General features: G+C 64.1%; 26 protein-coding genes. 18 read left to right on the forward strand and 8 right to left on the reverse strand.

What is annotated here, in order from left to right:
• The first annotated feature begins 33 nt into the window (after positions 1–33).
• The 16 genes from fabF to CDE01S_RS07570 all read left to right on the forward strand — a co-directional run bounded on the left by fabF (position 34) and on the right by CDE01S_RS07570 (position 15,837).
• Positions 34–1,278, forward strand: coding sequence for a beta-ketoacyl-ACP synthase II (gene fabF / locus CDE01S_RS07495; RefSeq protein WP_066705512.1), 1,245 nt, complete (start codon positions 34–36; stop codon positions 1,276–1,278).
• A gap of 22 nt (positions 1,279–1,300) precedes the next feature.
• The gene (locus CDE01S_RS07500) at positions 1,301–1,777 is read left to right on the forward strand and encodes a hypothetical protein (protein WP_157077069.1); all 477 of its coding nucleotides are present in this window, start codon (positions 1,301–1,303) and stop codon (positions 1,775–1,777) included.
• Positions 1,774–2,409, forward strand: coding sequence for an RNA polymerase sigma factor RpoE (gene rpoE, locus CDE01S_RS07505; RefSeq protein ID WP_066705516.1), 636 nt, complete (start codon positions 1,774–1,776; stop codon positions 2,407–2,409). The genes CDE01S_RS07500 and rpoE overlap by 4 nt, the downstream gene beginning before the upstream one ends.
• A 35-nt stretch (positions 2,410–2,444) precedes the next feature.
• On the forward strand, positions 2,445–3,056 hold the full coding sequence (locus tag CDE01S_RS07510) for a sigma-E factor negative regulatory protein (RefSeq protein ID WP_066705518.1): 612 nt from the start codon (positions 2,445–2,447) through the stop codon (positions 3,054–3,056).
• Between the two features lie 31 nt (positions 3,057–3,087).
• Entirely contained in the window at positions 3,088–4,137 is a 1,050-nt protein-coding gene (locus CDE01S_RS07515) for a MucB/RseB C-terminal domain-containing protein (RefSeq protein ID WP_066705520.1), read from the forward strand.
• 62 nt (positions 4,138–4,199) lie between these two features.
• A complete protein-coding gene (locus CDE01S_RS07520) occupies positions 4,200–5,663 on the forward strand; it encodes a DegQ family serine endoprotease (RefSeq protein WP_066705522.1) in 1,464 nt (487 codons plus the stop codon).
• Positions 5,664–6,174: 511 nt separating this feature from the next.
• Entirely contained in the window at positions 6,175–7,986 is a 1,812-nt protein-coding gene (lepA, locus tag CDE01S_RS07525; protein ID WP_066705524.1) for a translation elongation factor 4, read from the forward strand.
• Complete coding sequence (gene lepB / locus CDE01S_RS07530) at positions 7,986–8,951, forward strand: signal peptidase I (RefSeq protein WP_066705526.1); 966 nt, start codon at positions 7,986–7,988, stop codon at positions 8,949–8,951. The genes lepA and lepB overlap by 1 nt, the downstream gene beginning before the upstream one ends.
• A 27-nt stretch (positions 8,952–8,978) precedes the next feature.
• Complete coding sequence (locus tag CDE01S_RS07535) at positions 8,979–9,332, forward strand: DUF4845 domain-containing protein (RefSeq protein ID WP_066705528.1); 354 nt, start codon at positions 8,979–8,981, stop codon at positions 9,330–9,332.
• An 8-nt stretch (positions 9,333–9,340) separates the two neighbouring features.
• Complete coding sequence (gene rnc / locus CDE01S_RS07540) at positions 9,341–10,033, forward strand: ribonuclease III (RefSeq protein ID WP_066705529.1); 693 nt, start codon at positions 9,341–9,343, stop codon at positions 10,031–10,033.
• Positions 10,034–10,038: 5 nt separating this feature from the next.
• Positions 10,039–11,001, forward strand: coding sequence for a GTPase Era (gene era / locus CDE01S_RS07545; protein ID WP_439648669.1), 963 nt, complete (start codon positions 10,039–10,041; stop codon positions 10,999–11,001).
• Positions 11,002–11,138: 137 nt separating this feature from the next.
• Positions 11,139–11,888: a DNA repair protein RecO gene (gene recO, locus CDE01S_RS07550; protein ID WP_066705532.1), complete on the forward strand. Its 750-nt coding sequence runs from the start codon at positions 11,139–11,141 to the stop codon at positions 11,886–11,888.
• Complete coding sequence (locus tag CDE01S_RS07555) at positions 11,885–12,634, forward strand: pyridoxine 5'-phosphate synthase (RefSeq protein ID WP_066705534.1); 750 nt, start codon at positions 11,885–11,887, stop codon at positions 12,632–12,634. Before recO ends, CDE01S_RS07555 begins: the two co-directional genes overlap by 4 nt.
• Positions 12,631–13,023, forward strand: coding sequence for a holo-ACP synthase (gene acpS, locus CDE01S_RS07560; RefSeq protein WP_066705536.1), 393 nt, complete (start codon positions 12,631–12,633; stop codon positions 13,021–13,023). The genes CDE01S_RS07555 and acpS overlap by 4 nt, the downstream gene beginning before the upstream one ends.
• A gap of 63 nt (positions 13,024–13,086) precedes the next feature.
• Positions 13,087–14,139, forward strand: a complete 1,053-nt coding sequence (gene nagZ / locus CDE01S_RS07565) for a beta-N-acetylhexosaminidase (protein ID WP_066705538.1) — start codon at positions 13,087–13,089, stop codon at positions 14,137–14,139.
• A 111-nt stretch (positions 14,140–14,250) separates the two neighbouring features.
• Entirely contained in the window at positions 14,251–15,837 is a 1,587-nt protein-coding gene (locus CDE01S_RS07570; protein ID WP_084382799.1) for a methyl-accepting chemotaxis protein, read from the forward strand.
• A 12-nt stretch (positions 15,838–15,849) separates the two neighbouring features.
• Here the strand turns inward: CDE01S_RS07570 and CDE01S_RS07575 are convergent, their stop codons facing one another.
• Positions 15,850–16,425: a M48 metallopeptidase family protein gene (locus tag CDE01S_RS07575; protein WP_066705540.1), complete on the reverse strand. Its 576-nt coding sequence runs from the start codon at positions 16,423–16,425 to the stop codon at positions 15,850–15,852.
• 149 nt (positions 16,426–16,574) lie between these two features.
• On the opposite strand from CDE01S_RS07575, the gene CDE01S_RS07580 reads away from it, so the two are divergent.
• Positions 16,575–17,315: a hemerythrin domain-containing protein gene (locus tag CDE01S_RS07580; RefSeq protein WP_066705541.1), complete on the forward strand. Its 741-nt coding sequence runs from the start codon at positions 16,575–16,577 to the stop codon at positions 17,313–17,315.
• A gap of 21 nt (positions 17,316–17,336) precedes the next feature.
• Here CDE01S_RS07580 and CDE01S_RS07585 read toward each other — a convergent pair whose 3' ends face one another.
• Genes CDE01S_RS07585 through lysS form a run of 3 tightly spaced genes read right to left on the reverse strand, consistent with a single transcriptional unit; the run spans position 17,337 to position 20,791 of the window.
• Positions 17,337–18,683 (reverse strand): GAF domain-containing protein, encoded by a 1,347-nt coding sequence (locus CDE01S_RS07585; RefSeq protein ID WP_066705542.1) that lies wholly within the window; start codon positions 18,681–18,683, stop codon positions 17,337–17,339.
• Positions 18,680–19,195, reverse strand: a complete 516-nt coding sequence (locus CDE01S_RS07590) for a pyridoxamine 5'-phosphate oxidase family protein (RefSeq protein WP_066705543.1) — start codon at positions 19,193–19,195, stop codon at positions 18,680–18,682. The genes CDE01S_RS07585 and CDE01S_RS07590 overlap by 4 nt, the downstream gene beginning before the upstream one ends.
• A gap of 33 nt (positions 19,196–19,228) precedes the next feature.
• Positions 19,229–20,791, reverse strand: a complete 1,563-nt coding sequence (gene lysS, locus CDE01S_RS07595; protein ID WP_439648670.1) for a lysine--tRNA ligase — start codon at positions 20,789–20,791, stop codon at positions 19,229–19,231.
• Positions 20,792–20,848: 57 nt separating this feature from the next.
• On the opposite strand from lysS, the gene CDE01S_RS07600 reads away from it, so the two are divergent.
• Positions 20,849–21,412 (forward strand): YggT family protein, encoded by a 564-nt coding sequence (locus CDE01S_RS07600; RefSeq protein WP_066705547.1) that lies wholly within the window; start codon positions 20,849–20,851, stop codon positions 21,410–21,412.
• A 233-nt stretch (positions 21,413–21,645) separates the two neighbouring features.
• Here CDE01S_RS07600 and accD read toward each other — a convergent pair whose 3' ends face one another.
• From accD to CDE01S_RS07620, 4 genes are all read right to left on the reverse strand, one after another.
• Positions 21,646–22,518, reverse strand: coding sequence for an acetyl-CoA carboxylase, carboxyltransferase subunit beta (gene accD / locus CDE01S_RS07605; RefSeq protein WP_066705653.1), 873 nt, complete (start codon positions 22,516–22,518; stop codon positions 21,646–21,648).
• Positions 22,519–22,588: 70 nt separating this feature from the next.
• The gene (gene trpA / locus CDE01S_RS07610) at positions 22,589–23,407 is read right to left on the reverse strand and encodes a tryptophan synthase subunit alpha (RefSeq protein WP_066705549.1); all 819 of its coding nucleotides are present in this window, start codon (positions 23,405–23,407) and stop codon (positions 22,589–22,591) included.
• Complete coding sequence (trpB, locus tag CDE01S_RS07615; protein WP_066705551.1) at positions 23,404–24,675, reverse strand: tryptophan synthase subunit beta; 1,272 nt, start codon at positions 24,673–24,675, stop codon at positions 23,404–23,406. The genes trpA and trpB overlap by 4 nt, the downstream gene beginning before the upstream one ends.
• A 3-nt stretch (positions 24,676–24,678) precedes the next feature.
• A complete protein-coding gene (locus CDE01S_RS07620) occupies positions 24,679–25,377 on the reverse strand; it encodes a phosphoribosylanthranilate isomerase (protein WP_066705553.1) in 699 nt (232 codons plus the stop codon).
• Positions 25,378–25,441: the final 64 nt, after the last annotated feature.

A 25,441-nucleotide genomic window follows, 5' to 3' on the forward strand; every position in this document is an offset into this window, starting at 1 on the left:
TGGCTCCCGTTTTTGTAGCACACACAGAAATCTATGTCCCGTCGTCGCGTCGTCGTAACAGGTCTGGGCTGTATCAGCCCCGTGGGTAATACCGTGGCTGATGCCTGGTCCACTCTGCTGGCCGGTCAGTCCGGCATTGACCTGATCACCAAGTTCGATGCCACCAATTTCGCCTGCAAGATTGCCGGCGAGGTGAAGGGTTTCGACCTTGATTCGTACATCGGCTCCAAAGAGGCGCGCACGATGGACACCTTCATCCATTACGGCATTGCCGCCGCGGTTCAGGCCGTGGCCGACGCCGGCCTGCCCACGGGCGAGGCCCTGGGCGAAGAGCAGGCCTGCCGCATCGGCTGCATGATCGGTTCCGGTATTGGCGGCCTGCCGCTGATCGAGGACACCCATGCCGAGCTGACCAACCGTGGTCCGCGCCGCATCTCGCCTTTTTTCGTGCCGGCATCCATCATCAACATGATCTCGGGTCATGTGTCGATGCGTTTCGGTTTCAAGGGCCCCAACCTCGCCATCGTCACCGCCTGCACCACCGGCCTGCACAACATCGGTGATGCCGGGCGCATGATCGAGTACGGCGATGCCGACGTCATGATCGCCGGTGGTTCCGAGGCCACCGTTTCGCCGCTGGGCGTGGGCGGTTTTGCTGCCATGCGTGCGCTCTCCACCCGCAATGACGATCCCAAGACGGCCTCCCGCCCCTGGGACAAGGACCGCGATGGTTTCGTGCTGGGCGAAGGCGCCGGCGTCATGGTGCTGGAAGAGTACGAGCACGCCAAGGCGCGCGGCGCCAAGATCTACGCTGAACTGAGCGGCTTCGGCATGAGCGCCGATGCCGGCCACATGACGGCACCCAACATGGACGGCCCGCGCCGCGCCATGGTGGCCGCCTTGCGCAACGCCGGCGTCAATGCCGATCAGGTGGACTACCTCAACGCGCACGGCACCTCCACGCCGTTGGGCGACATCAACGAGACCAACGCGATCAAGGCTGCTTTGGGCGACCATGCCAAGAAGACCGTGGTCAACTCCACCAAGTCCATGACCGGCCACTTGTTGGGCGGCGCCGGTGGCATTGAATCCGTGTTCACGGTGCTGGCCATTCATCATCAGAAGAGCCCGCCGACCATCAACCTCTTCAACCAGGACCCCGAGTGCGATCTGGACTACTGCGCCAACACCGCGCGGGACATGAAGATCGATGTGGCCGTGAAGAACAACTTCGGCTTCGGCGGAACCAACGGCACCCTGGTCTTCAAGCGCATCTGACGCGCACCGTCGAGCTTTCAGCATGCACAGCGCCCCAGCGGTTACATATCCGGTGGGGCGTTGCCACATTCAGACCGGCCTGACACTGGCACTGTGGGGGCTGGGCGCAGTGGTCAGTGTGCTCTGGATCCGCGATGCCGGCCGCATCGGCTGGCCGCAAGGACTGGCCGTGTTGTTTGGGCTGCTGAGCGGTGCGCTGGCGCTGCGCAGCCTGCTGAAGGCAGCAGAGGGCACCTTGCGCTGGGATGGCCAGCAGTGGGGCTGGCAGACCGGCCGCGACAGCCTGGGCGGTACGGTGCGGCCGACGCTGGATCTCCAGCGCTGGATGCTGCTGGAATTCCGGCCGCAGGCGGGCCGCCCGATCTGGCTCTGGGTGACACGGACGAACGAGCCAACGCGCTGGGATGCCTTGCGCCGGGCCTTGTGGTCGCGTGTTCCACGCACGGCGGCGGTGGGCCATGCCGACGGTTGGCCGGATGCCGGGCAAGGGCGCGCATGAAAGAGCCGGTGCCGTCTGCGCAACCTTCTGCGGATCACAGCGATCTGCTGCTGGTCGAGCGCACGCTGGCGGGTGACCAGCACGCTTTCGAATTGCTGGTCGTCAAATACCAGCGTCGCATCCAGCGCCTGATCAGCCGCATGGTGCGCGATGGCGACTTGGTGGAGGACATTGCGCAGGAAACCTTCATCCGTGCCTACCGGGCGCTGCACCAGTTCCGCGGCGACGCCCAGTTCTACACCTGGCTGTACCGCATTGCGGTAAATACCGCCAAGAAATTCCTGCTGGACCTCAAGCGTGATCCCCTGGTGACGCTGACGACCCTGCAACCCGATGGCGAGGAAGATGAAACTTCTCGCCCCGGAAATGAACCAACCAGCGATGAGACGCCGGAATCGGTGCTGGCGGCCAGCGAGATCGCACAGGCCGTCAATGCGGCCATGGAGGCCCTGCCGGAGGATTTGCGCCAGGCGGTGACGCTGCGCGAGATCGAAGGCCTGAGCTACGAGGATATTGCCGCCGCGATGGACTGTCCGATCGGTACCGTGCGGTCCCGGATCTTCCGGGCGCGCGAGGCCATTTCGGCGCGGGTGCGGCCGCTGCTGGAACACCAGTCCGGCAAGCGCTGGTAAGACGAAACAGAGGTAGTGCCAAGATGACGCAAGACATGTCGACGACGCGAGAACTGGTGTCCGCCCTGGCGGATGGGCAGCTGCGCGGTGAGGAATGCGCACGTGCGCTGGCATTGATCGAGCACAGCGCGGATGCCCGTGCCCAGTGGCATGCCTATCACCTAGTGGGCGATGTGCTGCGTGCGCAAGAGCTGGGCGCCACCAGTGCCCGTGATGCCGCCTTCACCGAGCGCCTGCGTCAGCGCCTGCAGCAGGAGGTGGCGCTGGAGCGCCCTGCGGTCGCTATGAATTTCATAGCTGCCAGCGCATATTCATCAAGCTCGGAAGGCCAAAATCGTGCCGCACATCCGAGTGCCAATGACGCCAGCATGCGCTGGAAGCTGGTGGCGGGATTGGCCTCGCTGGCGACCGTGATGGTGGTCGGCTGGCATCTGACGTCCGACGACGGCAAGGTCGGTGAAGCGCCGCAGCTGGCGCAGGTGAGCGTGCCGGTGCAGCCCGTCGCGGGCGAGGCCACCCCGGCCATGATCCGCGATCCGCGCCTGGACCAGTTGCTGGCGGCGCACCAGCAGTTCGGCGGCACCTCGGCGCTGCAGATGCCGGCCGGTTTCGTGCGCAACGCGACGTTCGAACGGCCGGCGCGCTGAATGAAAACATGCATGGCATGAGCAACCCCGTATGAAGACCGTTTCCCTGAGCCGCCTGTTGCTGGCCACGGCCCTGCTGTTGATGGCATTGAATGGCCAGGCGCAGACCAGCGGCGCTTCGGCCGAGGCCGCAGCCACCGGCGTTGCGCCTGAGCGCAGCATCACCGACTGGCTGATGCGCCTGCACGAGGCCTCGCGCCGCCGTGCCTACATCGGCACGCTGGTCGTGTCGTCCGGCGGCACCATGGCGAGTTCGCGCATCTGGCATGTGTGCGATGGCGAAAAACAGATCGAACGCGTGGAGGCGCTCTCGGGCACGCCGCGCTCCACCTTCCGCCGCAACGACGAGGTCATCACCTTCTCGCCGCAGAGCAAGGTGGCGGTGACGGAAAAGCGCGAGTCGCTGGGCCTGTTTCCGCACCTGCTCCAGTCGCCCGACAGTGCCATCGACCAGTTCTACAGCGCACGCGCGCAGGGCAGTGAGCGGGTGGCCGGTTTCGAGGCCGACGTGGTGCAGTTGGCGCCCAAGGACAAGTTGCGTTTCGGCTACCGCATCTGGAGCGAGAAGAAAAGCGGCCTGGTCGTCAAGCTGCAGACCCTCGACCTGGATGGCCAGGTGCTCGAGCAGGTCGCCTTTTCGGAGCTGCAGCTGGATGCGCCGGTCAGCATGGACAAGCTGACGCAGATGATGCGCAACACCGAAGGCTACAAACTGGAAAAGCCGGAGCTGGTCAAGACCACCGCGGCCGCCGAAGGCTGGCAGCTCAAGAGCCCGGTGCCCGGCTTCAAGCCCATGAGTTGCTACCGACGCCCTGCGGGCAGCCGGCCCGACGCATCCGACAACCTGGTGCAGTGGGTGTTTTCTGACGGGATGGCTTCGGTGTCCTTGTTCATCGAGCCGTTTGACCGCCGACGCCATGGCGCCGAAGGGTTGATGGCCATGGGGGCAACGCATACCCTGGTGCGCCGCGTCGCAGCCAGGAATGCGGCGCAGGACGGGGGCTGGTGGCTCACGGTGGTGGGTGAGGTGCCGGGGCCGACGCTGCAAGCGTTTGCCCAGGGCCTTGAGCGAAAGAAATAGAACCTTATGTACGTTCGGGTGCGCCTTGCACCGGGCGGTGTTTTTTTGTCAATGAGAGGTTGATGATGTTCGGTATCGCGAGTCAAAAACTGCGTTCCACCTTTTGGTTGGGGGCTGCGCTGGCCATGGCGTCGGCGCTGCTGCTGCCGCTGCAGCCTGCCACGGCACAAACGCGCGTGCTGCCTGATTTCACTGATCTGGTGGAGCAGGTGGGGCCATCGGTGGTCAATATCCGCACCATCGAGAAAGTCATGGTGCGGCCCAGCAGCGGCAGCGGCATGGACGAGGACATGCTGGAGTTCTTCCGCCGCTTCGGCCTGCCCATGCCCAATGTGCCGCGCCAGCAGGGGCCACGCTCCAACCGGCCGCAGGAGGAAGAGCAGCCGCGCGGCGTCGGCTCCGGTTTCATCCTGTCGACCGACGGTTTCATCATGACCAATGCGCACGTGGTGGAAGGGGCGGACGAGATGATCGTCACGTTGACCGACAAGCGCGAGTTCAAGGCCCGCTTGGTGGGGGCTGACAAGCGTACCGACGTGGCGGTGGTCAAGATCGAGGCCAGCGGCCTGCCGGCGGTGAAGATCGGCGACGTGAGCCGCCTGAAAGTCGGCGAGTGGGTCATGGCCATCGGCTCGCCCTTCGGCCTGGAAAACTCGGTGACGGCCGGCATCGTGAGCGCCAAGCAGCGCGACACCGGCGACTACCTGCCTTTCATCCAGACCGACGTGGCGATCAACCCCGGCAACTCGGGTGGTCCGCTGATCAACATGCGCGGCGAGGTGGTGGGCATCAACAGCCAGATCTATTCCCGCTCGGGCGGTTACATGGGCATTGCCTTTGCCATCCCGATCGACGAGGCCACGCGCGTCAGTGACCAGCTGCGTGCCAGCGGCCGCGTGACGCGCGGGCGCATCGGCGTGCAGATCGACCAGGTGACCAAGGACGTGGCCGAGGCCATCGGTCTGGGCAAGCCGCAAGGTGCCCTGGTGCGTGGGGTGGAGAGTGGCTCACCGGCCGAGAAGGCGGGTGTGGAGGCCGGCGACATCATCATCAAGTTCGACGGCAAGGCGATCGAGAAATCGACCGACCTGCCGCGCCTGGTGGGCAATGTCAAACCCGGCACGCGCAGCACGCTGACGGTGTTCCGTCGCGGCAGCAGCAAGGACCTGAGCGTGACCATTGGCGAGGTCGAGGCGGACAAGCCGGTGGCCCGCAAGGACCGTGAGGAGAAACCGCGTACCAGTGGCGCCGCCCAGGCGCTCGGCCTGGTTGTGGCCGACCTGACGGACGCCCAGAAGAAGGAGCTCAAGCTCAAGGGCGGCGTGCTGGTGAATGCCGCCACCGAGGCTGCTGCCCGTGCCGGCCTGCGCGAAGGCGATGTCATCCTGGCCGTGGCCAATATGGAGGTGGGCGGCGTGCGTGAATTTGAAGCCGTGCTGGGCCGGCTCGACAAGGGCAAACCCATCAACGTGCTGTTCCGGCGTGGTGACTGGGCGCAATACGCGGTGATCCGCCCGGCACGCTGAAGCGGTCGGCACGGGCCGCTCAAAACCCCCAACCCTGAGTCGGGTTTGGGGGTTTTTGTCTGTTTTGGCAGGGCGAAAATTTTTTTTTGATTTTTTTTCAGTCGACGGCGAGATTGAATTTTGTTTGTGATTACTAACTTCTTTTTCGCAAATTGATTAAATTGGTTAGAATGGAACCCGTGGATTGGGCATTACTTGCATATTGAAAAGCTGTCGATCCACGATGCGGGATGGTGTTGAGCCGGACAGGGATGATCCACAGATCGCCCACAAGTTGTCCAGAATCTCTCCACCGAATACTGTTGATAAGCTGTGTATAAAATCCTTGTTGCTGCGCTGCAACGACCCTTGGTGACTGTTTTTTGGGCTGTACGGACTGGGCTTTTTGCCTACAATGAAGCTCCAACTATCGCAGTTGCCATAGATTGTTGGTTTAGGGCGCGTCACAAGTCGACGCGCCCTTTTTTCTTTCTGCGTCCGTTTTAATTCAATCACTTAAGCGTTTCCGTTGATGAAGCACATCAGAAATTTTTCGATCATTGCGCACATTGATCATGGCAAATCGACGCTGGCAGACCGCTTGATCCAGCGTTGTGGTGGACTGGAAGAACGTCAGATGGAAGCACAGGTGCTCGACTCGATGGACATCGAGAAAGAGCGTGGGATAACCATCAAGGCGCAGACCGCTGCGCTGCACTACAAGGCCCGCGACGGCCAGATTTACAACCTCAACCTGATCGACACCCCGGGCCATGTGGACTTCTCGTATGAAGTGAGCCGTTCGCTGTCGGCTTGCGAAGGCGCCTTGCTGGTGGTTGATGCTTCGCAGGGGGTGGAAGCGCAGACAGTGGCCAACTGTTACACCGCGCTCGACCTTGGCGTCGAGGTGGTGCCGGTACTCAACAAGATGGATCTGCCCAACGCTGATCCGGACAACGCCAAGGCCGAGATCGAAGACGTGATCGGCATCGATGCCACCGACGCGATTCCCTGCTCGGCCAAGACCGGCATGGGCATCGACGAGATCCTGGAAGCGATCGTCGCCAAGGTGCCGGCGCCCAAGGGCAACCCGGACGGCCCGCTGCGCGCCATGATCATCGACAGCTGGTTCGACAGTTATGTCGGCGTGGTGATGCTGGTGCGCGTGGTGGACGGCCGCCTGGCCAAGGGCGAGCGCATCAAGATGATGGCCACCGGCGCCACCTACAACGCCGACAACCTGGGCGTGTTCACGCCCGCCAACGAGCCGCGCGAATCACTGGAAGCGGGCGAGGTGGGTTACATCATTGCCGGCATCAAGGAGCTGCAGGCGGCCAAGGTGGGCGACACCGTGACCCTGATCAAGGGCGGTTCGGGGGGCGCGGCCTTCACCGCCACCGAAGCGCTGCCGGGTTTCAAGGAAATCCAGCCGCAGGTGTTTGCCGGCCTGTACCCGACCGAAGCCAGTGAATACGATTCGCTGCGCGATGCGCTGGAAAAGCTCAAGCTGAACGACGCCTCGCTGCACTACGAGCCGGAAGTCAGCCAGGCGCTGGGTTTCGGTTTCCGCTGCGGCTTCCTGGGCCTGCTGCACATGGAGATCGTGCAGGAGCGACTGGAGCGCGAGTTCGATCAGGACCTGATCACCACCGCGCCCAGCGTGGTCTACCAGGTGGTCAAGGGCGACGGCGAGGTCATCATGGTCGAGAACCCGTCCAAGATGCCGGACCAGGGCAAGCTCCAGGAAATCCGCGAGCCGATCGTGACCGTGCACCTGTACATGCCGCAGGACTATGTGGGGCCGGTCATGACGCTGGCCAACCAGAAGCGCGGTGTGCAGCTCAACATGGCCTACCATGGCCGCCAGGTCATGCTGACCTACGAGATGCCGCTGGGCGAGATCGTGCTCGACTTCTTCGACAAGCTCAAGTCGGTCAGCCGCGGTTATGCCTCCATGGACTACGAGTTCAAGGAGTACCGGGCCTCCGACGTGGTCAAGGTCGACATCCTGCTCAACGGCGAGAAGGTGGATGCACTGTCCATCATCGTGCACCGCACCCAGGCGGCCTTCCGCGGCTGCGCGGTGGCGGCCAAGATGCGCGAGATCATCAGCCGCCAGATGTACGACGTGGCCATCCAGGCCGCCATCGGCGCCAACATCATTGCGCGCGAGACCATCAAGGCGCTGCGCAAGAACGTGCTGGCAAAATGCTACGGCGGTGACATCACGCGCAAGAAGAAACTCCTCGAAAAGCAGAAAGCAGGCAAGAAGCGCATGAAACAGATCGGATCGGTGGAAGTGCCCCAAGAGGCCTTCCTGGCAATTCTGCAGGTGGAAGACTGATGCAATTTTTGACCTCCCTCATCCTGGCCGCCTTTGTCGGGTATGCCGGTTCCTGGTACTTCGGCGTGATTGAAGGCAACTTTGCCTTGCTGCTGTTCCTGGCCACGGTGGTGACCGGCCTGTACTGGCTGGCCGAACGCTTTTATTTCCTGCCGCAGCGCCAGCAGGCCGCCGCCAAGCTGGAAGCTGAAGCACTGCAGCGCAGCGCCGACCTGAACAAGCTGGGCATCGCCCAAGGGGCCAGCGACTTGGCGCCGGCACGCGAAAGACTGCTGATGCAGCCCTGGTGGCTGGACTGGACGGCTGGCCTGTTCCCGGTGATCCTGGTGGTCTTTCTGCTGCGCTCCTTCCTGTTCGAGCCGTTCAAGATCCCGTCCGGCTCCATGATCCCGACGCTGCTGGTGGGCGACCTGATCCTGGTCAACAAATTCCATTACGGTGTGCGCCTGCCGGTGATCAACACCAAGATCACCGAAGGCAACAAGGTCGAACGCGGCGACATCATGGTGTTCCGTTATCCGCCCAAGCCGAGCCTGGACTACATCAAGCGCGTGGTGGGCGTGCCGGGTGACGAGGTGGCCTACCTGAACAAGCGGCTGACCATCAACGGCCAGCCCGTGGCCACCAGTGCGGTGCCCGAGTTCTTCGACGAGAGCGTGATGCGCTACTTCAAGCAGTACGAGGAGTCGCTCGGCACCGTCCGGCACCGCATCCTGACTGATGACGAACGCCCGGCGTTCATCCCCGGTGTGGAGGAGTTCCCGTACCGCAACAACTGCCGCTACAGCGTTGAAGGCGTGGTGTGCAAAGTGCCCGAAGGACACTACTTCATGATGGGCGACAATCGCGATAATTCGCTCGATTCGCGCTTCTGGGGTTTTGTGCCGGACCAGAACATCGTGGGCAAGGCCTTCTTTGTCTGGATGAACTTCAGTGATCTGAAGCGCATCGGTAAATTCAACTGACCAGCAATGTCGTACATGGGGAACGCTATGCGGACACAACTCAAATCAGGACAACGCGGCATCTCGTTTCTGGGGCTGCTTTTCGTCGGCGGCATTCTGGCCGTGACCGGTGTGGTGGCCGCCCAGGTTCTTCCGACGCTGATCGAGTACCAGGCCATCACCAAGGCGGCCAAGAAGGCCCGCGACGGCAGCAGCGTGGCGGAAGTGCGTGCCCTGTTCGACAAGGCAGCCCAGATCGACGACATCAAGTCCATCAGCGGCAAGGATCTCGAAGTCACCAAAGAGGGCGACACGGTGGTGGTGAGCTTTGCCTACCAGCGCGAAATCCACCTGGCCGGGCCGGCCTGGCTGACCCTCAAGTACGCTGGTCGTTCCAAATAGTGTGATGGATGCCTGTGTCTGATGGTCTCTCTGAGTTGCAAGCCCGCTTGCAGCATTCCTTTTCCGATCCGTCACTGCTGACGCGTGCCGTCACGCATCGCAGCTTCTCGGCCGATCACAACGAACGTCTCGAATTCCTCGGCGACTCGGTGCTTAACCTGTCGGTGGCGCACCTGCTGTACGAGCATCTGAGTTCACTGCCCGAAGGCGATCTCTCGCGCATCCGCGCCAACCTGGTCAAGCAGGACACCCTGCATCAGCTGGCCGTTGACCTGGGCCTGCCGGCGGTGGTGCGGCTGGGCGAGGGCGAGGTGCGCTCCGGTGGCCACAAGCGGCCCTCCATCCTGGCCGATGCGCTGGAAGCGGTGCTGGGTGCCGTCTATCTGGACGCTGGCTACCCGGCTGCGCAGGCGCTGGTGCAGCGTCTGTTCCAGGCGGTGGAAATCAACCCGCAGATGCAGGCCAGCGCCAAGGACGCCAAGACCGAGTTGCAGGAATGGCTGCAGGGGCGCAAGATGAAGCTGCCGGTCTACCGTGTGGTGGCCACGCTGGGCGTGGCGCACAAGCAGACCTTCGATGTCGAATGTGAAATTCCCGAACTGCAGCTGGTCGAGCGCGGCATCGGCGGCTCGCGCCGTGCTGGCGAACAGGCCGCGGCAGCCGCCATGCTGCAAACCATCAAGGCCCAGGGCAAAGTATGAATGCTATGAATTTGATAGCTGACGGCGCTGATTCCACGGACTCAGAGGGCCAAAATGATGCCGAAACCGGCGCGCGGCGCTTCGGTCTGGTGGCCATCGTCGGCAAGCCCAATGTGGGCAAGTCCACCCTGCTCAATGCACTGGTGGGGCAGAAGATCAGCATCACCTCGCGCAAGGCGCAGACCACGCGCCACCGCATCACCGGCATGCGCACCCTGGGCGCGACCCAGTTCGTGTTCGTCGACACCCCGGGTTTCCAGACCCGCCACAACAACGCGCTGAACCGCTCCCTCAACAAGACGGTGATGGGCGCCGTGGGTGATGTGGACCTGATCCTGTACGTGGTGGAGGCGGGCATGTTCAACCAGGCCGATGCCAAGGTGCTGGCTTTGTTGAACAAGGACATCCCCACCCTGCTGGTGGCCAACAAGCTCGACACGGTGAACCGCCGCGCCGAGATCGCGCCGTGGCTGCAGGAGATGCAGCAACGCCACCCGTTTGCCGAGTTTGTGCCGATGTCGGCCAAGAACGCCAAGGACATCGAGCGCCTGCTGGGCATCTGCGAGAAATATCTGCCCGAGCAGGACTGGTGGTATGCCGAGGACGAGCTGACCGACCGCAGCGAGAAGTTCCTGGCCTCGGAAACCGTGCGCGAAAAACTGTTCCGCCTCACCGGTGACGAGCTGCCCTACACCTCGACCGTGGTGATCGACAAGTTCGAGGAAGAGGCTGGCAAGGGCAGACAGAAGCGACTGGTCCGGATTGCCGCCACCATCGTGGTGGAACGCGAAGGCCACAAGGCCATGGTGATCGGCGACAAGGGCGAGCGCATCAAGCGCATCGGCACCGAGACCCGGGTCGAACTCGAGAAGCTGATGGATGCCAAGGTGTTCCTCGAACTCTGGGTCAAGGTGCGCTCCGGCTGGGCCGATGACGAGGCCCGTGTGCGATCCTTCGGGTATGAGTAGAACCCCCCAGGCTCCGCACCTAACGGTGCTGCGCCACCCCCCCTCCGCTGCGCGAGGGGGGCGCTCCCAGCGGCCTGGCCAAGCCAGTTCCGCGGGAGCCTTGGTCTGGAACACCCTTCCTCAGCTGCGTGTGTTCGATGGCGACCAAACGCATCAGTGACGAACCGGCCTTTGTGCTGCACCGCTACGACTGGAGCGAGACCAGCCTGATCCTGGACGTGTTCACGCGCCATCATGGGCGCATTGCGCTGGTGGCCAAGGGGGCCAAACGGCCGAGCTCCAGTTTCCGCCCGGTGCTGCTGCCGCTGCAGCCCTTGCAGCTGGCTTTCGGTGGCGATGCCGAGGTGCGCACGCTCAAGAGTGCCGAGTGGATGGGCGGGCATGTCATGCCGACCGGCGAGGCGCTGCTGTCGGGTTATTACCTCAATGAATTGTTGATGCAGCTGCTGGCGCGCGAGGACCCGCATCCCGCGCTGTTCGACGTCTATGCCAACGTGGTGCGCGTGCTGGCCTCCGAGCACGACGAGGTGCTGCAGGCCGCCTTGCGCACCTTCGAATTGCTGCTGTTGCGTGAGATCGGTTTCCTGCCGCAACTCGACCACCAGACGCTGACGCTGGCGCCGCTGGACGAGGAAGCGCACTACAGCCTGGTGCCCGAAGGCGGCTTGCGCGCCAGCCACGAGGCCGACCGTGCCAGTCTGAGCGGCGCCCAGTGGCTGGCCCTGCAGCAGGCGCTGGCAACGGGCGCCCCCTTTACCGATACGCTGCGTGCCTGCGCCGCGGTGATGGGGGAGCTCAAGCCGCAGCTACGTGCCTTGCTCAATTACCATTGCGGGGTCTCGACACTGCGCACCCGGCAGATGATGGTGGATCTCCAAAGTTTATGAAAATCAAGACCGCGCTTTCCGTCAACGTCAACAAGGTCGCGCTGGTGCGCAACACGCGCCATCTGGGCATTCCCAGCGTCACGCGCGCCGCCACCCAGTGCCTGCAGGCCGGCGCGCACGGCATCACGGTGCACCCGCGGCCGGACGAGCGCCACATCCGGGCGCAGGACGTGTTCGACCTCGCAACCTTGATGCAGGACTGGCCGGGGCGCGAGTTCAACATCGAAGGCAACCCCTTCCACAACCTGATGGATTTCATCCGCCAGGTCCGGCCGCAGCAGGCCACTTTCGTGCCCGACAGTGAGGGCCAGTTCACCAGCGACCACGGCTGGAGCTTCCCCGCCGATGCCGAGCGCCTGCGCCCGCTGATTGCCGAATGCCGCGCCCTGGGCGTGCGGGTCAGCCTGTTCATGGACCCGGTGCCCGAGCAGATGGCGCTGGCCAAGGCGGCCGGGGCCGACCGCGTCGAGCTCTACACCGAGCCCTACGCCGCAGCCTGGGGCCATGCCAGCCAGGCCGTGCAGCTGCAGCGCTACGCGGCGGCGGCGCAGGCCGCGCTCGATGCCGGCCTGGGCGTGAACGCCGGCCACGACCTGAACCGCGACAACCTCACCGAATTCCTGCGCCAGGTGCCGGGCGTGGCCGAGGTGTCGATTGGCCATGCGCTGATCGCTGATGCATTGGAGTTGGGTTACACGGAAACAGTGAAAGCCTATTTGCGTTGCATCGATGAGGTTGGTCAGTGATCTACGGCATCGGCACCGACATCTGCGATGTGCGGCGCATCCGTGCCAGCTTGGCGCGGCATGGCGAGCGCTTTGCGCACAAGATCCTGAGCGAAGCCGAATACGCCACCTGGCAGGCGCGCAGCGCGCGCTGGCCCGAACGCGGCATCCGTTACCTGGCGACGCGCTTTTCCGCCAAGGAGGCTTTCTCCAAGGCGATCGGCCTGGGCATGCGCATGCCCATGACCTGGCGCGCGTGTGAAATCAGCAAGCTGCCCAGCGGCCAGCCGGTGATCGTGCTGCATGGCGAACTCAAGAGCTGGTTCGAGGCCCGCGGCCTGAGCGCCCAGGTCAGCGTGACCGACGAGTCCGACTATGCAGCCAGTTTTGTGGTTGTCGAGAAAAACTGAGCTTTCGCCTTTTAAAACAGGCGCCAATAGCTATCAAATTTATAGCATTTTAGGAATGTCACCATGCACGCACCCCTGATCATCGACATCGCCGGCCTGAGCCTGAGCAAGACCGACCGTCGCCGCCTCAAGCACCCGCTGGTCGGCGGCATCATCCTGTTCGCGCGCAATTGGCAGGACCGTGCGCAGCTGACAGCGCTGTGCCGCGACATCAAGAAAGTTCGCCGTGATCTGCTGATCTGCGTCGACCACGAAGGTGGCCGCGTGCAGCGCTTCAGGACCGATGGCTTCACCCATCTGCCACCCATGCGTGCCCTGGGTGAACAGTGGCTGAAGGACCCGCTGCAAGCCACCAACGCCGCCACCGCCTGTGGCTACGTGCTGGCCGCCGAATTGCGCGCCTGCGGCGTGGACTTCAGCTTTACGCCGGTGCTCGACCTCGACTACGGTGAAAGTGGTGTCATCGGCGACCGCTCGTTTGCACGCGACCCGCGCGTGGTGACCCTGCTGGCCAAGAGCCTGATGCACGGCCTGCGCCTGGCCGGCATGGCCAGCTGCGGCAAGCATTTCCCCGGCCACGGTTTCGTCAAGGCAGATTCGCACACCGAGATCCCGGTCGACAAGCGCAGCCTCAAGGCCATCCTGGCCGACGATGCTGCGCCCTACGGCTGGCTCAACACGGCGCTCGATAGCGTGATGCCGGCGCATGTGATCTACCCCAAGGTGGATGCCCGACCGGCGGGTTTCTCTTCGACCTGGCTGGGCGACATCCTGCGCGGCCGCCTGCGCTTCGGCGGTGCCGTGTTCAGCGACGACCTCAGCATGGCCGGTGCACGCCTGATCGACGGGCGCGAGGTCAGCTACACCGAAGCGGCGGTGACGGCGCTCAATGCCGGCTGTGATCTGGTGCTGTTGTGCAACCAGTCCCTCGGCAAGGGCGAAGCGGTGGACGAGCTGATCGACGGTTTGAGTGAGACGCAACTCAAGGGTCGCTGGCAGCTGGACGAGGCCAGTGAAGCGCGCCGCCAGGCCCTGCTGCCGGTGACACCAGCGCCGGTATGGGACGAGCTGATGGTGAGCCCGTCCTACATGCATGCGCTGGACCTGATTCCCTGAGACCCTGCGAAAACGAAGGCCGTTCGTCACGAAACTGAAACGCTGCAGTCATAAACTTTTCCCGATCACCAGAGGCTCACATGTGTGAGCCTCATACATCGAGGAAATGGAATGACGAGATTGAGGCTCACCCTGGTCCAGCGGATTGCCATGACGATTGCGCTGCTGGTCGGCGTGTTCTTGCTGGTCGGGGGCTTCACCGCTTGGGCAGTGCGTGGCATTCAGACCCAGGCCCACCAGACGGTGGATGCGGATCTGGCGCAACTGGTGCGCATGGCGGCGATCCAGGAAAACCTGCTCAAGGCCCGGCGTGCCGAAAAAGACCTCTCCATCGATCTGCTGATGAAGATGGAGCGTGTGCCCCAGCGCGTTGCCGAATGGAAAAAACATGCTGCCGAGGTGGCGACCTTGCTGAGCGCAGCCATTGCCGCCGAGGCCGACCCGACCCTGCAGCAGATGCTCAAGGATGGCCTGGCGCAGCAGACTCGGTACGCAGCCCAGGTGGGTGCCAGTGTGGCCAAGATCGAGCGCAAGGAAATCCTGGACCAAGCGGTCTTCGAAGAGGAAATCCAGCAGCCGGTGCAGTCGGCGCTGGCGGCGGAGGTCCAGATCAGCAAGGCGATCGAGGAGAACCGCTCGCACACCACCCGCGGTGGTGAAGCAATCAACGCTGCCGTCAATCAGCTGACCTGGCTGGTCGTCCTCGGCATGCTGTTTGCCGTGGCCAGTGGTTTGCTGCTGGGCCTGATGTTGCTGGCGCGCATCCGCCAGCCGCTGGCCCAGCTGACCGGTGGCATCACCCGCGTCAAGTCGGGCGATCTGTCGCTGGCGGTGGTGGTGCAGTCGGACGACGAGCTGGGGCGCATGTCGCATGACTTCAACGCCATGGTCGATTCGCTGCAGTCCATGGTGCTGGAGGTGCGGCTGGCCGCTGACAGCATCACCGGGGCGAGTTCACAGATCGCCAACGGAAATCTCGATCTGAGTACCCGCACCGAACGGGCTGCCGCCAGCCTGCAGCAGGCGGCAGCGTCGCTCGATGCGTTGACCGGGACGGTACGCAAGATGGCCGAGTCGGCCCATGCAGCCAGCCAGATCGCCAGCGCCGCGGCCAGTTCCGCCGGGCAGGGGGGCGATCTGGTGCAGCAGGTGGTGCGCAGCATGGCCGGCATCCAGGCCTCCAGCAGCCGCATTGCCGACATCACGGCCGTGATTGACAGCATTGCCTTCCAGACCAACATCCTGGCGCTCAATGCGGCGGTGGAGGCGGCGCGTGCCGGTGAGCAGGGCCGCGGTTTTGCCGTGGTGGCCGGCGAGGTGCGCGCGTTGGCGCAGCGATCGGCTGAGGCGGCACGCGAGATCAGGGGCTTGATCGAGGCCAGCCGAAGCCAGGTCGAGACCGGCTCGCGCCTGGTGCAGGACGCCGGCAGCGCCATGGCGCAGATCGTGCATCAGGTGGCAGAGGTCAGCCACATGATCCAGGCCATCACCCGCGAAGCCAGTGAGCAGTCCAGCGGGATCGGCGGTGTCAACCAGTCGATGGGGCAGCTGGAGCAGATGACGCAGCAGAATGCGGCACTGGTGGAAGAGGCCGCTGCGGCTGCCGCCAGCCTGCAGGAACAGGCCGATCGCATGGCAGGTGTCATGCGCATGTTCGTGGTCAACCGGGACCCGCAGCCCTTGCTGCTGCCGGCCTGAGCCGCGATCTGGTCAGGGCGTTTCAGACCAATCTGACCAGATCCGCTGTCCGGTCGCCTCGTTGTGCGTCAGGTACAGCCGCAGGTCGAACTCGTATTGGTGGTAGTTCGGCTCCATGTGGGCACAAAGCTGGTAGAAGGCCTTGTCGTGGGCCTTTTCCTTGAGATGGGCCAGCTCATGCACCACGATCATGCGTAGGAATTCGGGAGGCACGTTCTTGAACAGGCTGGCAACACGGATTTCACGCTTGGCCTTGAGTTTGCTCCCCTGCACGCGCGAGACGCTGGTGTGCGTGCCCAAGGCATGCTGGACAACATGGAGCTTGCTGTCGAAGCAGACCTTGTTCAGCGGCTCGGTGCTGCGCAGGTACTCGGCCTTGAGCGCCTGCACGTAGTCGAACAGTGCCTTGTCGCTGCGGATGTTATGGGTGTCCGGGTACCGCTGCTGCAGCAGGGACGCCAGCCGGTCGCTGGCGAGGAGCTGCCGCACCTGTTCCAGCACCGCAGGGGAATACCCGGTGAGGTAGCGCAAGGGGTCTGTTGGCCTTGGCAGGGTGTTTGCCGTGCGGGCCGGCCTGTGGGGTGTCATGGCTGCCTTAGTAATTTTTTAGGAATTCGCTAGCGAGTTCTTAAGAGTCAGAAGAGGGGCGAATTTCTAGACTTCCTGCATGTTCCCGCTCACGGTGGGTGAGGGACCTGTTTAACCCGGCAGTTCGCCGGGGATCAAGGAAATCAAGCATGAAAATCGATTCGAACGAGATGGTACAGCTGACGTTCGCGGCTGAACTCCCCCAACGTGTGGATCTCTATGTGGGCATCCACAAGGCCATGCGCGCCCTGATGGCCGACATGCTGGTGGCCGTGGGCAAGATGGACCCGGCGGATGACTCGGAAGTCGAATGGATCGGTTCGCGCGTGCTGCAATTTGCGGATTTCTGCACCTCCCACCTGGAGCACGAGAACGAATTCGTGCATGTGGCGCTGGAGGCACGCATGCCCGGCGCCAGTGCACGCATTGCCGCCGAGCATGTCGAGCACGAGCAGGCAATTGCGGCACTCAAGGCCGCAGTCGGCAAGCTGCAGACCAGCAGCGGCCCGGAGCGCGAACACGCTGCACTGGCGCTGTACCGTCAGCTGGCACTCTTCATCGCCCACAATTTCGAGCACATGCAGGCCGAAGAGATCGAGCACAACCAGGCTTTGTGGGTGCACTACACCGACGAGGAGCTGCTAGCGCTCCATGGTCGGCTGGTGGCCACCATCCCGCCCGAGGAAACCCTGTTCACGATGCGTTGGATGGTGCCGGCCATGACGCCGGCCGAGCGGCTGGCGGTGCTGCAGGGCATGCAGGCCCATGCACCGGCGCCCGCGTTCGCCGCCGTGCTGGACGTGGTGCGGCCGCATCTGAGCAGCGGCGAGTGGGCCAAGCTGGCGCGCGGCTTGAAGCTGGCACCGGTGCCGGGCCTGGTGCAGGCCTGAAGCGGCAGCGAATCTGGCGGCTCAGTCGGTTTCGGTGAGTTCGAGTCGGGCACCGACGCAGAGCCTGAACTGGCCACGGCCGGTCTTCTCGATCCGGATCGGCAGGGCCTGCTCCGCCAACCGGCGCACCAGCAGGATCAGCCGCGCTTCCAGGTTGTCCACCACGTCGGGCAGGCCGATGCTGGCATCCAGCCGCAGCTCGCGGTTGGAGAAGTCGGTGCGGCCGCGCTGCTGATAGTCGTTCAGCAGTTTCCAGAAAATCGCGCCGGCCACACCCTTGATGAGGTAGCCGTCATTGAGGAAGATGCTGTTGTTGCTCCTGTACCGGCGCACCTGCAGCAGGGCATCCGGTGCGGCACAGGTGGGTGTTGCGGACACGGCCGCGGCCGGCGTGGCCTCCTCGCCATCCAGGCGCAGCAGGTCGATGGCGGCGCCGAGATGGCCGGCCATCGTCACCAGCACGTCTTCGTCTTCGAAACTGAAACGCAACTCCTCGGCACTCTCGACGAACATCACCCCCAGCAGATGGCCGGTGCGCAGGATGGGTACGGCCATCTGGCTTTGCGGTTGGGCCAGCCCGGGGTAGGGGATGTCGGTGTCCAGGGCGATGTCGGGCTGGCTGCTCTCCAGCGTGCGGCGCACGGCGTGGTTGTAGAGGCTGGCGCCGGTCATGTGGGTGATGCGGATCGGCGTCAGTGCTCGGGCGGCCATGCCGATGACGCCGCGGCCGAGCTCGATCTCCGAGCCGACGCCCGAAGCGGCGTAACCGTGGCTGGCAACGGTGTACAGGCGTTGCAGCGTTGGATCGAACAACAAGAGCATGGCATGGCTGATCTGCAGCTCCTGGGTCAGCGTCGCCATCACGGTGTCCAGCACTTCATCCAGTGCCGTGCAGCGGGCGAGCCGCTCGCTGCAGCGGCGCATCTGTCCCAGCAGGCCGCAGCGCGGCGGCGGCGCCTCCAGGCTGTTGCCGGGCACGCGTTCGATGTCGAGCACCTCGTAGAGGTCGGCGCCTTTGAGCTCGAACACTTCGGCCATGCCACTGTGGGAGGCGATGCCGGCCAGTTGGGCGCGCATGCCTTCGAACAGCGCGCCTTCGGTCTGCGTGTGCAGGTAGCGGATCTGCAGCCGGTAGAAGGCAAAGGTCTGCGGGTGCAGCAACAACAAGGTGGCGTAGGGGTTGGCCAGGATGTTCTGCCGCGTCTTGTTGAAGAACTGGAACGACAGGGCGACGTGCCGTTCATCCGCATAGTAGACTTGCGACAGGTAGGCCACGTTGGGCGTGCCGTCGGGGGCACAGGTGGCGATCTGTGCCGGAATGATGCCTTCCAGGCAGGGCCGGATGTCGTCCAGGGCCAGCGTGGTCATGCCATGCCTCCGGCGGGCGGCAGGCTGGCGCCGGCTTTCGGTCCGGGTGTCTGGTCGAAGGCCTGTTCAGGACTGAAGGAGACGGCGGCCACGTCGCCCAGCTGGTAGGCCAGCATGGTGCGGGTGTAGTCCGGGCCGAAGCCGATGCGGCCGAGTTCGTGTTCCATTCCGGCCAGATAACGTGCCAGGACCGGTGCATCCTCCGGGCCGGCGGCACGCAGTTCGACACGGCAGGCCTTGACCTGGACCGCGCGGTGCGAAAACGGCTCGCTGAAGACCACGGCAATCTGCCCGGTGGCCTGCAGGTCGGCCAGCAACTGGGGGCAGGCCGGGCGGTTCAGGTAGACCGTGATGCGGGTGCCATCCGGTGTGGTGGCGGCCCCCACAGCGCGCATCAGGCTGGGGCGGCCCGATGCATCGTGCGAGGCGACGATGGTGGACACCCCGCTGGTGATCAGCGCAATGAACTCGGGGCTGAGCAAGCTTGGCCTGCCTGCTGTCGTGCCTGTCATGGGGTGTCTTTCATGCAAGCAGGCCGGCGGAGGTCAGCCCTCGCGGCGCAGCGCAGGGAAGAGGATCACGTCGCGGATGCTCGGGCTGTCGGTCAACAGCATCATCAGGCGGTCGATGCCGATGCCGCAGCCGCCGGTGGGCGGCATGCCGTATTCGAGCGCGCGCACGAAGTCATGGTCGAAGAACATGGCCTCGTCGTCGCCGCTGTCCTTGGCGGCCACCTGGCTGTGGAAACGTGCGGCCTGTTCCTCGGCGTCATTCAACTCGGAGAAACCGTTGCCGAACTCGCGGCCGGTGATGTAGAGCTCGAAGCGCTCGGTCACCTCGGGGCGCGTGTCGCTGGCGCGTGCCAGCGGCGAGATTTCCACCGGGTGCTCGCAGATGAAGGTCGGCTGCCAGAGCTTTTCTTCCACTACCTCCTCGAAGTACAGCACCTGCAGCGAGGCCAGCGAGCGGGTTGAGAGCTTGTCCTTCGCTTCGTTCATGCCAAGCTTCTTGAGCGCGTTGATCAGCCAGGCGCTGTCGTCCACGTTCACACCGGCCTCGCTGTGGTGAACGATGGCTTCACGGATGGTCAGGCGTTCGAACGGTTTCGCCAGGTCGACCGGCTTGCCGCCGTAGCTGAGTTGCAGCGTGCCTGCCGCCTGCTGGGCGGCATGGCGCACCAAGCCTTCGGTGAAGGTCATGAGGTCCTGGTAGTCCCAGTAGGCTGCGTAGAACTCCATCATGGTGAACTCGGGGTTGTGGCGCACCGAGATGCCTTCGTTGCGGAAGTTGCGGTTGATCTCGAACACGCGTTCGAAGCCACCAACGATCAGGCGCTTGAGGTAGAGCTCGGGCGCGATGCGCAGGAACATCTCCTGGTCCAGCGCATTGTGGTGCGTGATGAAGGGTTTGGCATTGGCGCCGCCGGGAATCGGGTGCAGCATCGGCGTCTCGACTTCGAGGAAGTTGTGCGAGACCATGAACTCACGGATCGAGCTCACTGCCTTGCTGCGCGCAACGAAACGCTTGCGTGCGTCCTCGTCGGTCATCAGGTCGATGTAACGTTGACGGTACTTGACCTCCTGGTCGGCCACGCCGTGGAACTTGTCCGGCATCGGGCGCAGGCTCTTGGTCAGCAGGCGCACGCTGCTGGCCTGGATCGAGAGCTCGCCGGTCTTGGTCTTGAACATCGTGCCCTCGGCGGCCACGATGTCGCCCAGGTCCCAGTGTTTGAACTGCTCGTAAACCTCTTCGCCCACTTCGTCGCGCTTGACGTAGATCTGGATGCGGCCGGTGCTGTCCTGCAGCGTGGCGAAGCTGGCTTTGCCCATGACGCGCTTGAGCATCATGCGGCCGGCCACCTTGGCCGGGCAGGCCTGGGCTTCCAGGCCTTCGGCAGTCTGGCCGGCATGGGCGGCAAACAGGTCGGCGGCACGGTCGGCCGGTTTGAAATCATTGGGGAAGGCGGGCCCTTTGCCCCCGGCCTCCTGCTGGCGAATGGTTTTGAGCTTCTCGCGCCGTTCGGCGATCAGCTGGTTTTCGTCCTGGGCGGGGGCTGCGGTGTTGTGTTCAGACATGAGAGGGCTGGGTAGGAGGTGGCCGTGAAACATGGCCAGAACCCACTATTTTAATGACGCTATGATTTGGCGAACTTTTCGTCCAGATCCATGCTGTTCCAGATCATTTCCCTGCTGCTCGAAGTCATTGCCGGTGTGGTGGGCGGCGCTTGCCTGCTGCGCCTGTACATGCAGCACCAGCGCATCCCGATGTCGGCGCGCTCCGGCAATCCGCTGGGTCGCTTCGTCTTTGCCCTGACCGATTGGCTGGTGCTGCCGCTGCGCCGCCTGCTGCCGGCCCTGGGGCGCTGGGATACGGCGAGCCTGGTCGGTGCGTTCCTGATCGAACTGGCGCAGTTCTCGCTGCTGTGGGCGTTCACCAGCTTCGGTGCCAGCTACGTCTCGGTGCTGATCCTGGCCGCCTTCGGTGTGGTGCGGCTGGCCATTTCTGGGCTGACGGGCCTGGTCATCGTCTACGCCGTGCTCTCGTGGCTGCAGAGCAGCAATGTGCTGACCGATGTCATCGAACGGCTGGTGGCGCCGGCGCTGGCGCCGATCCGGCGTTTTGTGCCGTTGGTGGGTGGCATCGACCTGTCGCCGCTGGTGCTGTTGGTCCTGTTGCAGGTGGCTGCCATCGTGCTGGGCAGCCTGCAGGGCGCTGCGCTGATGTATTGAACACCCCCAGGCTTGCTCGCTGCGCGTAGCCGCCAGACAGGCCCGCGTCAGAGGCTGTGGCTCTTCGGCCTGTCCGAGCCTGCGCAGGCAGGTTCGGAGCCGCAGGCCTCAGCCCCTTGCAGGGGGCAACGCCAGCGGTCCGGCAAAGCCGGTCCCGCGGTGTTTCACGACTGAGTCCGGTAGTGCGCGACGATCTCGCGCCCTGTAAAGGGGGGTGCTCGAGGCTGTCTGCTTCAGATCACTGCGTCGGCCGGCTGGCGTTGCAGCATGGCCAGTGTGCTGGCCACGGTCTTGCGCAGTTCGCGGCGGTCGCAGATGAAGTCGACCGCGCCCTTTTGCTGCAGGAACTCGGCGCGCTGGAAGCCTTCCGGCAGCGTCACGCGCACGGTCGATTCGATCACGCGCGGGCCGGCAAAGCCGATCAGGGCCTTGGGCTCGGCAATCACCACGTCGCCCAGGAAGGCGAAGCCGGCGCTGACGCCGCCCATGGTCGGATCGGTCAGCACGCTGATGTAAGGCAGGCCCTTCTTGGCCAGGCGCGTGAGCGCTGCATTGGTCTTGGCCATCTGCATGAGCGAGAGCAGGCCTTCCTGCATGCGGGCACCACCGGTGGCGGTGAAGCACAGGAAGGGTACTTTCTGCTCAATCGCGGTTTCCACGCCGCGCACGAAACGCTCGCCCACCACCGAACCCATGGAACCGCCCATGAAGCCGAACTCGAAACAAGCTGCCACTAGGCTGATGCCATGCACGGCGCCGCCCATCACGATCAGGGCATCGGTCTCACCGGTGGCTTCCATCGCCTCCTTCAGGCGCTCGGGGTACTTGCGGCTGTCCTTGAACTTCAGGGCGTCGACCGGCACCACTTCCTGGCCGATCTCGTAGCGGCCCTCGTTGTCAAGGAAGGCGTTGAGACGGGCACGGGCGTCGATGCGGTGGTGGTGGCTGCAGCTCGGGCAGACGTTCTGGTTCTGCTCCAGATCGGTCTTGTAGAGCACGCTTTCGCAGCTGGGGCACTTGATCCACAGGCCTTCGGGCACACTGCGCCGGTCAGCCGGGTCGGTGTGCTGGATTTTGGGAGGCAGAAGTTTTTCAAGCCAACTCATGTGCAATTCCTCAATTTGGAAATTGGGGTTGGAACCCAATTTCCGGTTTCATTGGTCGCTTGGGGGTGGATTATGAATCCAAAGCGGTCCGGATCCCGCGCAGGAAGTCCACGGCGGCGGGGACCACCTTGTCGCGCGGCTGGTTGTCGATCAGCTGGATGATGCGGCTGCCGATCACCACCGCGTCGGCCACCCGGCCCACGGCGCAGGCACTGGCCGCATCGCGGATGCCGAAACCGACGCCCACCGGCACTTTGACGTGCTGGCGGATGCGCGGCAGCATGGCTTCCACCGCTGCCGTGTCCAGGGTGCCGGCACCGGTCACGCCCTTGAGCGAGACGTAGTAGACGTAACCGCTGGCCACCCTGGCCACCTGGTCCATGCGTTCGTCCGTGCTGGTGGGCGCAAGCAGGAAGATCAGGTCCAGGCCATGGGCCTTGAGCGCGGCAGCAAATGCTTCGCACTCCTCGGGCGGGTAGTCCACCACCAGCACACCGTCGACGCCGGCAGTGGCCGCATCGCGGGCAAAGGCGTTGTCGCCAGTGGCTTGGTGCAGCTGGTTGTAGCGCTCGATCGGGTTGGCGTAGCCCATCAGCACCACCGGGGTCGTGCTGTCCTTCTGGCGGAAGACACGCACCATCTCGATGACCTGGCGCAGGCCGATGCCGGCCGCCAGGGCCTTGTCGCCGGCGGCCTGGATGACGGGGCCGTCGGCGCTGGGGTCGGAGAAGGGCACGCCGAGCTCAATCACGTCGGCACCGGCGGTGACCATGCCATGCATCAGCTCGGGCGTGATGTCGGGGTAGGGGAAGCCGGCCGTGACGAAGGGAATCAGGGCCTTGCGTTGGCTGGCCTGCAGCGCGGCGAAGGTGGCGGTGATACGGCTCATTTCTGGGATTCTCCGCCTTTGACTTGGATGCCACGCATCGAGGGGCGGTCGTAGAAGTCGGCGCCCGAGAGGTCGGCCACGGTGCCGATGTCCTTGTCGCCGCGGCCCGAGAGGTTCACGAGAATGGACTGGTCGGGCCGCATGGTCTTGGCCAGTTTCATGGCGTGGGCGATGGCGTGGCTGGATTCGAGTGCCGGGATGATGCCCTCGGTACGGCAGAGGTAGTGGAAGGCGGCCAGCGCCTCCTGGTCGGTGATGCCGACGTACTCGGCACGGCCGATGTCCTTCAGGTACGCGTGCTCGGGGCCGACACCGGGGTAGTCCAGGCCGGCGCTGATGCTGTGCGTCTCGGTCACCTGGCCGTCCTCGTTCTGCAGCACATAGGTGCGGTTGCCGTGCAGCACGCCCGGACTTCCCTTCTGCAACGAAGCCGAATGCTTGTCTGTGTTCATGCCCTCGCCGGCGGCTTCCACGCCGATCAGGCGCGTTTGCTCATGCTGTATGTAGGGGTAGAAGATGCCCATGGCATTGCTGCCGCCACCGACGCAGGCGACCACCGCATCGGGCTGCGGCGTCTTGCAGCCGGCGCGCGCCAGCATCTCGGGCATCTGCACCAGGCATTCGTTGCCAATCACGCTCTGGAAGTCGCGCACCATCATGGGGTAGGGGTGCGGGCCGGCCACGGTGCCGATGATGTAGAAGGTGTTGTCCACATTCGCCACCCAGTCGCGCATGGCCTCATTGAGTGCGTCTTTCAGCGTCTTGCTGCCGCTCTCCACCGGCACCACGGTGGCGCCCAGCAGGTTCATGCGGTAGACATTGGGGCTCTGGCGCTTGACGTCCGCGCTGCCCATGTAGACGATGCACTCGAGGCCGTAGCGCGCACAGATGGTGGCGGTGGCTACGCCGTGCTGGCCGGCGCCGGTTTCGGCGATGATGCGCGTCTTGCCCATGCGGCGCGCCAGCATGGCCTGGCCGATGGTGTTGTTGATCTTGTGCGCGCCGGTGTGGTTGAGGTCTTCGCGCTTGAGGAAGATCTGCGCGCCACCCTGCTCGCGGCTCATGCGCGCGGCGTGGTAGACGGGCGAGGGCCGGCCGACGAAGTGGGCCAGTTCGTCCTGGAACTCGGCCAGGAAGTCCGGGTCGTTCTGGTAGCGGGCGTAGGCCTCGCGCAGCTGGTTGATGGCGTGCGTCAGCGTCTCGCTGACGAAGCTGCCGCCGTAGATGCCGAAATGCCCCTTGGCATCGGGCTGGTGGTAGTCGAACATGTTTTAGCCTGCAAGTTGTGCGTCGGCGGCACGCACGGCCGCGACGAACTGATTGATCTTGCCGGCGTCCTTGATGCCCTTGGAGGCCTCAACGCCGGAACTCACATCCACGGCCAGCGACTTACAGCGCGGCCGTACCTGCCGAATGCCATCGGCCACGTTTGCAGGTGTGAGCCCACCACTCAAGACGAGGTGAGCGTCGACGCTTGGAGGAAGAAGTGACCATTCGAACGATTTGCCGCCGCCCCCAAAACCGTCGACGTGGGCGTCGAGCAGGATGGCCTGGGCGGCCGAGTATTCTTGGGCGTATTTTACGAGGTTGAAGCCCCGGCCGGCTTCGCCCAGCGGAATACGGGCGGCACGCAGGAAGGGGCGGGCGCCGTTCTGGCTGGCCAGCAGACAGTCGGCGGGTGTTTCATCCCCATGAAATTGCACGGTAGCGCCCGGAATGGCAGCACAGGCAGCTATGATTTTTGTAGCATCTGCGTTGACGAACAGCAGCACCGGCGTGACAAAAGGCGGCAGGCGACGGGCCAGTTCGGCGGCGCGCTCGGGCGTCACATGGCGCGGGCTTTTTTCGTACAGCACGAAACCCACGGCATCGGCGCCGGCGGCCACGGCAGCGTCCACATCCTGCTCGCGTGTCAGGCCGCAGATCTTGATGCGGGTACGTTCTGTGTCCGGGAGACTTCGAGTGTTCATGCCAATGTCTCCATGGCACACGGCCTGTAACGCGGGCACCGCTCAGACCAGGAACACCGCGGAA

It is taken from the genome of Curvibacter delicatus NBRC 14919 (assembly GCF_001592265.1).
Taxonomy (GTDB): Bacteria; Pseudomonadota; Gammaproteobacteria; order Burkholderiales; family Burkholderiaceae_C; genus Hylemonella; species Hylemonella delicata.

What these genes read in the sequence shown, in the direction of transcription:
- fabF (WP_066705512.1), top strand. Translation starts at nt 34, where the DNA reads ATGTCCCGTCGTCGCGTCGTCGTAACAGGTCTGGGCTGTATCAGCCCC.
- CDE01S_RS07500 (WP_157077069.1), top strand. Translation starts at nt 1,301, where the DNA reads ATGCACAGCGCCCCAGCGGTTACATATCCGGTGGGGCGTTGCCACATT.
- rpoE (WP_066705516.1), top strand. Translation starts at nt 1,774, where the DNA reads ATGAAAGAGCCGGTGCCGTCTGCGCAACCTTCTGCGGATCACAGCGAT.
- CDE01S_RS07510 (WP_066705518.1), top strand. Translation starts at nt 2,445, where the DNA reads ATGTCGACGACGCGAGAACTGGTGTCCGCCCTGGCGGATGGGCAGCTG.
- CDE01S_RS07515 (WP_066705520.1), top strand. Translation starts at nt 3,088, where the DNA reads ATGAAGACCGTTTCCCTGAGCCGCCTGTTGCTGGCCACGGCCCTGCTG.
- CDE01S_RS07520 (WP_066705522.1), top strand. Translation starts at nt 4,200, where the DNA reads ATGATGTTCGGTATCGCGAGTCAAAAACTGCGTTCCACCTTTTGGTTG.
- lepA (WP_066705524.1), top strand. Translation starts at nt 6,175, where the DNA reads ATGAAGCACATCAGAAATTTTTCGATCATTGCGCACATTGATCATGGC.
- lepB (WP_066705526.1), top strand. Translation starts at nt 7,986, where the DNA reads ATGCAATTTTTGACCTCCCTCATCCTGGCCGCCTTTGTCGGGTATGCC.
- CDE01S_RS07535 (WP_066705528.1), top strand. Translation starts at nt 8,979, where the DNA reads ATGCGGACACAACTCAAATCAGGACAACGCGGCATCTCGTTTCTGGGG.
- rnc (WP_066705529.1), top strand. Translation starts at nt 9,341, where the DNA reads ATGCCTGTGTCTGATGGTCTCTCTGAGTTGCAAGCCCGCTTGCAGCAT.
- era (WP_439648669.1), top strand. Translation starts at nt 10,039, where the DNA reads ATGAATTTGATAGCTGACGGCGCTGATTCCACGGACTCAGAGGGCCAA.
- recO (WP_066705532.1), top strand. Translation starts at nt 11,139, where the DNA reads ATGGCGACCAAACGCATCAGTGACGAACCGGCCTTTGTGCTGCACCGC.
- CDE01S_RS07555 (WP_066705534.1), top strand. Translation starts at nt 11,885, where the DNA reads ATGAAAATCAAGACCGCGCTTTCCGTCAACGTCAACAAGGTCGCGCTG.
- nagZ (WP_066705538.1), top strand. Translation starts at nt 13,087, where the DNA reads ATGCACGCACCCCTGATCATCGACATCGCCGGCCTGAGCCTGAGCAAG.
- CDE01S_RS07570 (WP_084382799.1), top strand. Translation starts at nt 14,251, where the DNA reads ATGACGAGATTGAGGCTCACCCTGGTCCAGCGGATTGCCATGACGATT.
- CDE01S_RS07575 (WP_066705540.1), bottom strand. Translation starts at nt 16,425, where the DNA reads ATGACACCCCACAGGCCGGCCCGCACGGCAAACACCCTGCCAAGGCCA.
- CDE01S_RS07580 (WP_066705541.1), top strand. Translation starts at nt 16,575, where the DNA reads ATGAAAATCGATTCGAACGAGATGGTACAGCTGACGTTCGCGGCTGAA.
- CDE01S_RS07585 (WP_066705542.1), bottom strand. Translation starts at nt 18,683, where the DNA reads ATGACCACGCTGGCCCTGGACGACATCCGGCCCTGCCTGGAAGGCATC.
- CDE01S_RS07590 (WP_066705543.1), bottom strand. Translation starts at nt 19,195, where the DNA reads ATGACAGGCACGACAGCAGGCAGGCCAAGCTTGCTCAGCCCCGAGTTC.
- lysS (WP_439648670.1), bottom strand. Translation starts at nt 20,791, where the DNA reads ATGTTTCACGGCCACCTCCTACCCAGCCCTCTCATGTCTGAACACAAC.
- CDE01S_RS07600 (WP_066705547.1), top strand. Translation starts at nt 20,849, where the DNA reads ATGCTGTTCCAGATCATTTCCCTGCTGCTCGAAGTCATTGCCGGTGTG.
- accD (WP_066705653.1), bottom strand. Translation starts at nt 22,518, where the DNA reads ATGAGTTGGCTTGAAAAACTTCTGCCTCCCAAAATCCAGCACACCGAC.
- trpA (WP_066705549.1), bottom strand. Translation starts at nt 23,407, where the DNA reads ATGAGCCGTATCACCGCCACCTTCGCCGCGCTGCAGGCCAGCCAACGC.
- trpB (WP_066705551.1), bottom strand. Translation starts at nt 24,675, where the DNA reads ATGTTCGACTACCACCAGCCCGATGCCAAGGGGCATTTCGGCATCTAC.
- CDE01S_RS07620 (WP_066705553.1), bottom strand. Translation starts at nt 25,377, where the DNA reads ATGAACACTCGAAGTCTCCCGGACACAGAACGTACCCGCATCAAGATC.